The organism is Chitinophaga sp., assembly GCF_036569185.1.
In the GTDB taxonomy this organism is placed as follows: domain Bacteria; phylum Bacteroidota; class Bacteroidia; order Chitinophagales; family Chitinophagaceae; genus Chitinophaga.
On record NZ_DATCRD010000154.1, the window covers coordinates 26425 to 37097 of the forward strand.

9 protein-coding genes are annotated in these 10673 nt (G+C 48.3%); 7 read left to right on the forward strand and 2 right to left on the reverse strand.

The window, feature by feature from the left end:
- Window positions 1–385: 385 nt before the first annotated feature.
- The 3 genes from VIM72_RS11175 to eboC are packed head-to-tail and all read left to right on the forward strand — an operon-like array spanning window position 386 to window position 3270.
- The gene (locus VIM72_RS11175; RefSeq protein ID WP_332002919.1) at window positions 386–1285 is read left to right on the forward strand and encodes an EboA domain-containing protein; all 900 of its coding nucleotides are present in this window, start codon (window positions 386–388) and stop codon (window positions 1283–1285) included.
- Between the two features lie 23 nt (window positions 1286–1308).
- Window positions 1309–2295: a TatD family hydrolase gene (locus VIM72_RS11180; RefSeq protein ID WP_332002920.1), complete on the forward strand. Its 987-nt coding sequence runs from the start codon at window positions 1309–1311 to the stop codon at window positions 2293–2295.
- Window positions 2296–2349: 54 nt separating this feature from the next.
- On the forward strand, window positions 2350–3270 hold the full coding sequence (gene eboC / locus VIM72_RS11185; RefSeq protein WP_332002921.1) for a UbiA-like protein EboC: 921 nt from the start codon (window positions 2350–2352) through the stop codon (window positions 3268–3270).
- A gap of 91 nt (window positions 3271–3361) precedes the next feature.
- Here eboC and VIM72_RS11190 read toward each other — a convergent pair whose 3' ends face one another.
- Together VIM72_RS11190 and VIM72_RS11195 are read right to left on the reverse strand one after the other, a co-directional pair.
- Entirely contained in the window at window positions 3362–4000 is a 639-nt protein-coding gene (locus tag VIM72_RS11190; RefSeq protein WP_332002922.1) for a response regulator transcription factor, read from the reverse strand.
- A 10-nt stretch (window positions 4001–4010) separates the two neighbouring features.
- The gene (locus tag VIM72_RS11195; RefSeq protein ID WP_332002923.1) at window positions 4011–4979 is read right to left on the reverse strand and encodes a sensor histidine kinase; all 969 of its coding nucleotides are present in this window, start codon (window positions 4977–4979) and stop codon (window positions 4011–4013) included.
- A 578-nt stretch (window positions 4980–5557) separates the two neighbouring features.
- On the opposite strand from VIM72_RS11195, the gene VIM72_RS11200 reads away from it, so the two are divergent.
- The 4 genes from VIM72_RS11200 to VIM72_RS11215 all read left to right on the forward strand — a co-directional run.
- Window positions 5558–6712, forward strand: a complete 1155-nt coding sequence (locus tag VIM72_RS11200) for a 3-dehydroquinate synthase (protein WP_332002924.1) — start codon at window positions 5558–5560, stop codon at window positions 6710–6712.
- Window positions 6712–7923 carry a metabolite traffic protein EboE gene (eboE, locus tag VIM72_RS11205; RefSeq protein ID WP_332002925.1) on the forward strand — a complete coding sequence of 404 codons (1212 nt, stop codon included), beginning with the start codon at window positions 6712–6714 and terminating at the stop codon, window positions 7921–7923. Before VIM72_RS11200 ends, eboE begins: the two co-directional genes overlap by 1 nt.
- 65 nt (window positions 7924–7988) lie before the next feature.
- On the forward strand, window positions 7989–9356 hold the full coding sequence (locus VIM72_RS11210; RefSeq protein WP_332002926.1) for a nucleotide pyrophosphatase/phosphodiesterase family protein: 1368 nt from the start codon (window positions 7989–7991) through the stop codon (window positions 9354–9356).
- 677 nt (window positions 9357–10033) lie between these two features.
- Window positions 10034–10673 (forward strand): Gfo/Idh/MocA family protein (locus tag VIM72_RS11215; RefSeq protein WP_332002927.1); only part of this gene is annotated, 640 nt, incomplete at its 3' end.

The window sequence follows — 10673 nt, forward strand, 5'->3', positions numbered from 1 at the left end:
TCTTACGGCCGTATTTATTGCTACGTGCATTGTTGCTTGTTACAGGTCTAAACTTATAGAGAAGAGCACTCATATATTACAGATCTTTAAAGTACCATCGTTCTTGATCAGTGTTTTCCCAACATATACCTTATTGCACCGTGTCTGCCGTCAGCCACGCCGTGCTGTAAAGATATCCTGATGTATAATCAGGTTTTAGAATGGCGGAAGGAGAGGCAGTAATGCCTCTCTTTTATTTTAGACCCTCTTCATCGTTCAACCATTGATGTGAACGGTTTAATCTTCTTTTTTTGCCATCTATCATAAAAAAGTGACCGGATTCTGAAAATCCCATTATTACTGGTTAATTTTATTGGGAAATCAGCATTATTAGTTTAAATAGGATATGTCAGTGGCTGAATATGTATACGATCAGGATAAAGTGAGCACGCTGCTTAGTACGGTCATAAGAAACAACGGAAACGAAAAAGCAAATACCTGGCTGCAACAGCGGCTGCAGCTACAACAGCAAACCGGTGCCATCCCGCAGTTTAATCAGACTTTTACAGCTATTCCGCGTTTCACAGGTAAAGAGGTGATCCGTATTTCCACAACGGAAAATGAACAGCTGCAGGCGTTGTTACCTTCATTTTTCGTACAGGGCTGGACGTTAGACCGCCTGGTAAGGGTATGGTGGCTGCTGCAATTGCCGGTAGCCAACAAAGCCGCGTACCTGGAAGTAATAGAAAACCTCTTCAAAGCCGCGGAAATGAATGAGCTGGCCGCCCTTTACAGCGCTCTGCCATTGCTGCCATGGCCGGAAGAATGGACGGCACGCACGTCGGAAGGCATCCGCTCCAATATAGGCATTGTGCAGGAAGCCATCATGCTCCGCAATCCTTACCCGGCAAAATACCTGTCGGAGCCCGCCTGGAACCAGCTGGTAATGAAAGCCATTTTTACCGATAAACCACTACACCTGATCACCGGCCTGGACGAAAGAGCGAATGCCGCACTGGCAGAGATCCTGGTCGACTTTGCCCATGAAAGATGGGCCGCCGGCAGAACACTCGATCCCATGCAGTGGCGGGTGCTGGTAAATTTTGTAGGGGAAGCCAACTTTGCAGATATCACCCGTGTATGGCACTCTGTAAACAGCACAGAAAAAGAAGCCGCCGCACTGGTGTGCGCCCAATGCCATTATCCACCTGCCAAAGCCTTACTGGCTACCGATCCGGCGTTGCAGGCTGAAATACAGGCCGGTAGCATTACCTGGGATACCCTGGCCCAAAAAATAATTAAATAACCAACAATAAAACTGATCAGATTATGTGCGGAATCCATGATTTAACAGAGAAAGATCTCCAACCACTTACCTATAGCCCGGCTTATCTTAATAAAATAAAAGGCATGCGCTTCTTTGATCCGCATGTACATATGACCGCCCGTACCACAGACGATTACCAGGCAATGGCCGATGCCGGCGTGGTAGCCATCATTGAGCCCGCATTCTGGTTAGGACAACCCCGCACCGGTGTTGATACCTTCCGCGATTATTTCAGCAGCCTCCTGGGATGGGAGCGTTTCCGCGCCTCCCAGTTCGGTATCAAACACTACTGCACCATTGGCCTCAATTCCAAAGAAGCCAATAACGAAAAGCTCGCCGAAGCAGTAATGGAAATATTACCACAATTCATTTATAAAGAAGGCGTAGTAGGCGTGGGCGAAATCGGTTTCGATGATCAAACCCCCCTGGAAGAAAAATACTACCGCGCCCAGCTGGAACTGGCTAAAGAAGCCGGTTTACCCGTTCAGATACATACCCCTCACCGCGATAAGAAAAAAGGCACCCAGCGCAGTATGGACATCGCACTGGAACATGGCCTGGAACCTCACATGATCATTGTAGACCATAATAACGAAGAAACGGTCAAAGAAGTGCTGGATCGTGGCTTCTGGGCTGCATTTACCATCTATCCCTTCACTAAAATGGGGAATGAGCGTATGGTAGCAGTAGTTAAACAGTATGGAAGTGAACGTATTATGGTAAACTCCGCTGCCGATTGGGGTATCAGCGATCCCCTGGCCGTTCCTAAAACTGCCGCTTTAATGCACGAAAGTGGTATTGACTCGAATGATATTCATTTGGTAACTTACACCAATGCTATAAAAGCCTTTGCGCAGAGCGGTCAGATAAATGAAGCAGATTTTGATGCAGCAGCAAATATTGATCAAAGTGAGAAATTTAACGGAAGCTCTATTTTACGCGGAGGACAACAGCCTCGAATTGATAAAAACACAACCATCATCCGGTAACGGCCTGACAGCTTCGGGTCTGCTGGCAATGAACCATGAAAACCTAATTACACGGTGAGTTATATTGTTAGCAAATTGATTGGATACCTGCGCCTGATGCGACCAGCCAATATCGTAACTGCAATAGCAGATATATTGGCTGGTGTTGCTATTTCAGCCTATTTTATAAATGTTACGTTCAGTACTGTTACGCTGGATCTTACCCTTCCGGTAGTATGCCTTTGCCTTGCAACCATTGGTCTGTATGGTGGCGGCGTTGTTTTCAATGATGTATTCGACGCGGAACTGGATAGTACAGAACGCCCCGAAAGGCCTATTCCCAGCGGAGTTATTTCAAAAACACAAGCTGTTATACTTGGTGGCTACCTGCTCCTGGTGGGCATTCTCGCTGCTTTTTCGGTAGGCCGCCTTACCGGTTATGCAGGATGGCTCGCCATTGGCGTAGCCGCCTCGGCACTTATTTATGATAAATGGGGAAAACACCATGCATTGCTCGGTCCACTTAATATGGGCCTGTGCCGCGGGCTTAACCTCCTCCTGGGCATAAGCATTGTACCCGATATGCTGGAAATATACTGGTGGATGGGCTTTATCCCCATTCTCTACATTGCTGCAGTAACAAATATCAGCAGGGGAGAAGTACATGGCGGCAGCCTGAAAAGCCTGCGCCTTACCGCTGCCTGCTATGCGGTGGTATATGTTACAATGGGTATCCTGGCTTATATGCACCATCACTTCTGGCTGGCCCTCCCCTTTATCCTGCTGTTTATTTTTATGATCAACGTACCCTTGTTCAGGGCCATGAAAAATCCTTCAGGTCCCAATATAGGGAAAGCGGTAAAGGGTGGCATCATTGCATTGATTGCCATGAACGCTGCATGGGTGGCTGCTTTTGCTACCATTCCTTTTGCACTGGCGGTTATACTCTTGCTACCAATATCACTGGTACTGGGAAAACTTTTCGCCGTTACATGACAACAGCTGCAGGTATCCGGCAATCCGCCGGGGCCTGCAGTTGTGCAATACGGACAACGGGTGTTTATATTCTTATGGAAAGCAACGGGCGCTATTCCACTATTCCCCTTTTCATCGCCTCTTTTACCAGACCCGCAGTGTTCTTCACCGCCAGCTTTTGCGTGAGGTTTAACCGGTGTGTTTCCACCGTACGCAAACTGATAAACAACAGGTCCGCAATCTCCTGGTTGGAATACTCTTCTGCAATCAGCTTCAGGATCTCCTTTTCTCTCCTGGTAAGTGGGATCTCATAACTGCTGCGCTTCCGGCCGGTAATTACTTCATTGAGTAACTGGTGTTTGATAACCTCGTCGAGGAACTGTTCGCCGGCATATACTTCTTCAATGGCACGGAGCAGCGTTTCAGGATCTGTGCCTTTCAGCAGGTAGCCTGCGGCGCCGTTACGCAACATCTGTTTGATATAGTGCGAGTCCATAAAGCTGCTCAGCGCAATCACTTTTATATGCGGATGCTCTTTTTTCACCTGCCTGCAAAGCGATATGCCATCTATTTCAGGCATCTGGATATCCAGTAACAGCACATCCGGTTGCACAGCCGGCAAAGCCGCCATGAGAGCGCCAGCCCGGTTACTTTCATATACCACGGAGATCTGCGGAAATGGCGCCAGCATCGCTTTAATACCACTGATCACCAGCAGGTGATCATCTGTTATAGCCAGTTTGATACGCATGTAGGTAAAATTAAAAAGAAGGCCGCACCTCCACCGGTTGCATAATGGTAGTATTGAATTCCATGTAGGCAGTAGTGCCGGAACCCGGTATAGCCGTAAGCGTTAGATGACCGTTTAATGACCGGATACGGGTATGCAGGTTCTTTAATCCCATGCCGGTACTGTCCGGATCAATATCGTCAAAGCCTACGCCATTGTCTTCTACCGTAATGGCCAGCAGCTCGTTGTGCCGGATAAGCTGCACCAGGGCCTCGGTGGCATGGGCATGCTTGATAATATTATTGATCAGCTCCTGCACAATGCGGTACACCTGTAATTCAAAGTTACTTTTGAACCGTTGTATCTCACCGGAAGTATAAAAAGTGATCTGCAATTCACGGGAATGGCTCACGTTGTGGCAGAATAATTCAAGCGCGCCCGCCAGCCCCATCCGGGAAAGGATTTCCGGCATCAGGTTATGGGCTGTTTTGCGCACTTCACCAATGGCGTCGTCCAGCATCCTGAGCGCATGGTTAAAGCCCTGGTCCTGCTGCAGGAAAGTACGCTCATATTTGAGCGCCCAGAAATGCATTTTTACGGCCGATAGCAGCCCGCCAACGCCATCATGCAGATCTTTTGATAAACGCATACGCTCCTTTTCCTCGCCCTGCATCATGGCTTCCAGCACCTGTATGGTTTTTTCCACTTCCAGGGTTTGCAGTAGCTGCTGCTGTAAACGCTGCCGCTGCAATAGTTTCTGCCATACGAGGAATGACACGGCAAGGATCAGTATTACGCCGGCAGCGATAGCGCCCATCCACCGGTTTTGTTCCTGCAGCAACAGGTCTTTCCTGACCAGCTCCGATTTTTTCTCCGCCTCTTTTTTCTCATACAGGTACTGCATCTCCGGCTGCTGCCAGGCAAGGCGGGCCAGGGCTTTATGATAGTCCTGCCCGCTGCCTGTCTGAATACAACAAACAAAAAGTAATATTCTCAGCATTTCTGATTCACTTTTAATAATTCAATGTTATCGCTGTACATACAATAAACAACCCGGCGGGAAATGACCGGAAAAGCGATCATCCGCCATCGCAGTGGGTTGACGAAAAGCTCAGCATGCAACAAAAGATGTGAAATACAACCGATGTTACAGGGGTTACAACACAGCATCGCTGTGCTTCTTTTTTGGTTAAACAATTAATTCCGGGCTGTGAAACTGCCATTTTTTCCGCAGCCCCATAAAGTTCTGTATTTCCCTTTTAATACACAACAGCTGGCGCGGTGAATGGAAGCAGGAGTGGGCCGGTATATAATCCTTGCCACTGAAATTACCTGCGGGTAAGGGTTTGGGCGGTACCTTGCACGATTAAGTAGAACTACGCAATTTATAAAATAATGGTTTATACCGTAGGGAAAATCTCCTGTAACAGGTTTCTTTGCATACCGATGAATTGTTCTACAGCTAACCCCAAAAAACAGGCTCCGTTCCCCGGGGCCTTTTTCTTGTGAAAAATCACGTTTTTTCTATGTACTTTTAAAGGCTATAGTTTTTTTTAGTCAGATGATGCGGATTTAGCCATGGAATATATTCAACAAAACTTTGATGTCAACTTCTCTTACGGTGTTTTCTTCAGCAGCAATTTATTCGATCCTGCCAACACCTGTTTAGCTACCTTCCTGGAATCAAAAGCAGAGAGTGCATACGTAAAAAAATTACTGGTAATCCTGGATGGCGGCGTAGCCGCTCACCATCCGGAACTAACCCAACAGATCAATCGCTATTTTCAGCAGGTCCGCGGCTTTCAGCTTGCCCCTGAGATTATTACCATCAGCGGCGGGGAAAGTGTGAAAAATGACCTGCCCCTGTTGTTTAACCTCGTGGATGCCATCGATAAGTATGGTATCGACCGCCACTCCTATGTGATAGGCATTGGAGGTGGATCCCTGCTGGACCTGGTAGGATTTGCGGCCGCCATTTCCCACCGCGGTGTAAAACATATCAGGATCCCTACTACCGTGCTGTCGCAAAACGATTCAGGCGTAGGGGTGAAAAACGGTGTCAACTATAAAGGGAAGAAAAATTTCCTTGGCTCCTTTGCTCCACCGGCAGCCGTGTTCAATGATCCGGTGTTTTTAACCACCCTCGATCCGCGCGACTGGCGCTCCGGTATGGTGGAAGCGGTAAAAGTAGCGCTGATCAAAGACGCCGCTTTCTTTAACAGTATTGAGCAGAACGCAGTAGCGCTCACGGCAGGAGACATGGCCGCCATGCACTACCTGATTTACCGCTGCGCCGAATTGCATATTCAACATATCGGCGGCGCCGGCGACCCGTTTGAAAGCGGCTCCTCCCGCCCGCTCGACTTTGGCCACTGGAGCGCGCATAAACTGGAACAACTCACTAACTTCGAATTACGCCATGGAGAAGCAGTGTCTATCGGTATTGCGGTCGACAGCGTATACTCGTTCCTGTTAGGTTGGCTGCCCGAAACCGATATGCACCGCATTCTTACCGTGTTGAAAAATATGAAACTGCCGGTATGGCATCCGTTGCTGGAAATGCAGGATGGCAAGCCTTCTCCGGTTGTAGCCGGACTGGAGGAATTCCGCGAGCATCTTGGCGGCCGCTTAACCATTTCCCTGCTGCGCGCAGTAGGAAAAGGAGAAGAAGTACATGAAATGGATCTTAACTTGTTATACAAAGCAGTAGATATCTGCAAAAATAATCAGTAATGAAAACAGCTGCAGGACATCTTTCTTACTGTACAAATATTCATCCCGGTGAAAACTGGGAAGATCATTTTGCACAACTGAAAAAATTTATACCTGCCATTAAACAACAGGTATCGCCGGATCAGCCATTTGGAATAGGATTGCGGCTGGCTAACACCGCCAGCCTGGAACTAAGCAAGGAAGCGGCTTTGAAGGAATTTCAGCAATGGCTGAAGAACGAAGATTGCTATGTGTTTACCATGAACGGATTTCCTTACGGCGGCTTTCACAATGTAGTGGTGAAAGACCAGGTACATGCGCCCGACTGGACCAGCGCCGATCGTGTAGCCTACACCATCCGCCTGTTCAGGATCCTGGCAGCGCTGCTGCCGGAAGGTATGGAAGGCGGTATTTCCACCAATCCGCTTGGGTATAAGTACTGGTGCAACCGCTGTGAAGAAGAAAAGAATTCCTATACGGAAAGCGCCACGCTCAATATGCTGCTGGCACTGGAACAACTGGTGCGTACGCATCGCAGCGGGGGGCCGTTGATGCACCTTGACATTGAGCCCGAACCGGATGGCATGATGGAAAATACCAGCGAGTTTATCAATTGGTATTTCAATGACCTGTTGCCTGCCGGTATCCCGTTTATCAAAGAGAAATTTAATCTGGAAGATGACCAGGCAGCGGCTGATATCATCAAAACGCATATTCAGCTGTGTTACGATGTTTGCCATTTTGCACTGGTATACGAAGCGCCTCAGCGGGTGATTGAACGAATGCAGCATCACGGCCTGAAGATCGGTAAACTGCAGATCAGCGCTGCACTGAAAGCCGATATGCCCGCAGATGCCGCCGCCCGTAAGGTGGTAACAGATGCATTCCGTAAATTCAATGAGCCCATTTACCTGCACCAGGTGATCGCAAAAAGAAACGACGGTACTTTTATTCATTATCCCGATCTGCCGGAAGCCCTGGCAGATGAAGGAAATCCGGCCGTAACAGAATGGCGCTCCCATTTTCATGTACCGGTGTTCCTGGATAAGTTTGAAGTGCTGCAATCCACACAGGAAGATATCAGGCAGGTGCTGGCCATACAACGTGAACAGCCTTTTACCGCGCACATGGAAGCGGAAACATATACCTGGGATGTATTACCGCCCGCATTAAAACAGGAGATGTCTTTATCCGTTTCCCGGGAACTGAACTGGATAAGAACGCAACTGTAAGCTATCTTGGAATTGTGCGCCCGGAATTATAGCTTTATACCGGAATTGCAACGGCGATCGAATTTATGAGAAAGACAGTAGTAATTGATGTAGTAGGGCTCTCCTCTTCTTTGCTGGAGCACCTGCCTTTTTTAAAGGCTTACACACAGCAGCGCCACATGGCCACTGTGATGCCTATGTTACCCGCGGTGACCACGTCGGTACAAAGCACGTACCTTACCGGCGAATGGCCCAGTGAACATGGAATAGTAGGCAATGGCTGGTACGACAGAACCGATGCGGAAGTTAAATTCTGGAAACAATCCAACAAACTGGTAGACGCCCCAAAAATATGGGACCGCGCCAGGAAACTGGATCCTTCCTTTACTGTTTCGCAGATGTGCTGGTGGTACAACATGTATGCGAACGTTGATTACTCGCTTACTCCCCGTCCCAATTACCTTTCTGATGGCCGCAAAGTGCCGGATTGCTATACCACGCCGTCTACCCTCCGCGACTACCTGACAGAGCAGCTGGGCAGGTTCCCGCTGTTTAACTACTGGGGCCCGACCGCCAGCATCAAATCGAGCCAGTGGATCGCAGATGCATCTATCCTCACCGATAAACTTTATGATCCCACTCTCACTTTTATTTACCTCCCCCACCTGGATTACTGCCTGCAGAAATTCGGACAGGACCCGGTAAAAAATGCAAAGGAACTGGCGGAAATAGATGCTGTCTGCAAACAACTGATCAGCTACTATCAGCAAAAAAATTGCGATCCGATCGTGTTGTCGGAATATGGCATCACCAATGTGAATAATCCCATTCATCTCAACAGGATCCTGAGAAATGAAGGGCTGCTGGCCCTGCGTGTGGAAAATGGCCTGGAACTGCTGGATGCAGGCGCCTCAAAAGCCTTTGCTGTAGCCGACCACCAGGTGGCGCATATTTATATCAACGATCCTTCCTGTTATAAAAAGGTCCGTACCATCCTGGAAAATGTTCCGGGTGTACAACTGGTGCTCGACAGGGAAGGCAAACGCCAGCACCACCTGCATCATGGCCGCAGCGGCGATCTCATCGCGGTAGCTGATGCCAGCAGCTGGTTTACCTACTACTACTGGCTGGATGATAACAAAGCCCCCGATTTTGCCAGGATCGTGGATATCTTCCGCAAACCCGGCTACGATCCCGTAGAGATGTTCATGAACCCCGCCGACCCGTTCATTAAGCTGAAAGCGGCAGGAAAATTGCTCAAAAAGAAGCTCGGTTTCCGCTACCTGATGAACGTGATTCCGCTGGATGCTACGCTCATTAAAGGCTCTCACGGCAGGCTGGAAGAAAACCCGGACTATCATCCTGTGGTGATCAGCCCTCAGCCCATTGACAGTCCCCAATTACAGGCAACAGACGTTTATGGGGTAATATGGAAGCAGCTCACAGGAGAATAGGTAACTACCTGTAAAACAATTACTTCCATTTTGCAGATGGTGTAACCTGTATGAAAAAAGTGCCCGTAACTTAATAATATCCAATTAATTGCCGATCAAGTCCACCTTCTCTCCACGTCCACTCCTCGTTCTGAGCATGCATCGGGTATGCGCGAAGCATATGCCGGGCATACGCGAAGGTTGTCTGACTCAGGATTAGGCTGATTACAATGATTACCGGGATCTGATCTTTGGGATTTTCAGGGATTCTGGGAGATAGGAGCGGATGTTTACCAGCTGATTTTTCCAAAATCCGCTACATCATTTAATCTGGAATTTAAATGTTGGGAGAGATAGTAGCGGCTAGTTACCTGTTGATATTCCCCAAAATTTCTACGTCTCATTTGATCTTCTGAATTTTAAAGGGTTCAGGAAGACCTATTGATATCTCCCTAAAACCTGAACCTCTCATTTGCCCACCGGATTTTTTAAGAAGATAAGCAAATAATTTACCCATCCATCTTCTCAAATCCTTTAAAAATCCACCTGATCAAATCCAGGTAATCATTGTAATCAGCCTAATCCTGAGTCAGACAAACTTCGCGTTCATCAAAAAAACTACACATCCCTGATTTATTTTTCTACATTCATGCAACCGATTGTTTTTTATGCATAAAAACGACAATAATATTAACGTTATGGAAAGAAGAGACTTCCTCAAAACCGGTAGCATGGCTGGTTTGGGAGCAGGATTAACCATCCTGAATTTCCCGGTGTTCGGGAAAAATGCACCCAGCAATAAATTGGTGCTGGGAGTAATGGGTGTTAACTCCAGGGGGAACTGGCTGGCCCAATGTGCCGCTAAACTGCCGGGAGCTGAAATAGGCTATGTATGCGATGTGGAAGACGGCGCCATTGCCAAAGGCCTGAAAGCGATTGCAGGTGCGCAGGATCGTAAACCGGAGGTGGTGAAGGATATCCGTAAGCTGCTGGAACGGAAAGATTTTGATGCGCTCCTGGTGGCTGCTCCGGATCACTGGCATGCACCCGCAGCCATTATGGCTACTGCAGCCGGTAAGCACGTGTACGTGGAAAAGCCCTGCGCGCACAATCCGGCCGAAGGCGAGATCCTGGTGGCTGCCGCAAAAAAGCACAACCGCCTCGTGCAAATGGGAAACCAACGCCGCTCCTGGCCCAATTTACAACAGGCGGTAAAAGAAGTGAAAGAACAAAAAGTATTGGGCAAAGTGTATTATGGCCGCGGCTGGTATGTGAATAACCGGGAACCTATTGGCATCGGGAAAAAGATCCCTGTTCCTTCCACGCTTAACTGGGACC

Coding starts and splice junctions, on each gene's coding strand:
- VIM72_RS11210 (WP_332002926.1), top strand. CDS start 7,989: ATGAGAAAGACAGTAGTAATTGATGTAGTAGGGCTCTCCTCTTCTTTG.
- eboE (WP_332002925.1), top strand. CDS start 6,712: ATGAAAACAGCTGCAGGACATCTTTCTTACTGTACAAATATTCATCCC.
- VIM72_RS11180 (WP_332002920.1), top strand. CDS start 1,309: ATGTGCGGAATCCATGATTTAACAGAGAAAGATCTCCAACCACTTACC.
- VIM72_RS11175 (WP_332002919.1), top strand. CDS start 386: ATGTCAGTGGCTGAATATGTATACGATCAGGATAAAGTGAGCACGCTG.
- VIM72_RS11190 (WP_332002922.1), bottom strand. CDS start 4,000: ATGCGTATCAAACTGGCTATAACAGATGATCACCTGCTGGTGATCAGT.
- VIM72_RS11200 (WP_332002924.1), top strand. CDS start 5,558: ATGGAATATATTCAACAAAACTTTGATGTCAACTTCTCTTACGGTGTT.
- VIM72_RS11195 (WP_332002923.1), bottom strand. CDS start 4,979: ATGCTGAGAATATTACTTTTTGTTTGTTGTATTCAGACAGGCAGCGGG.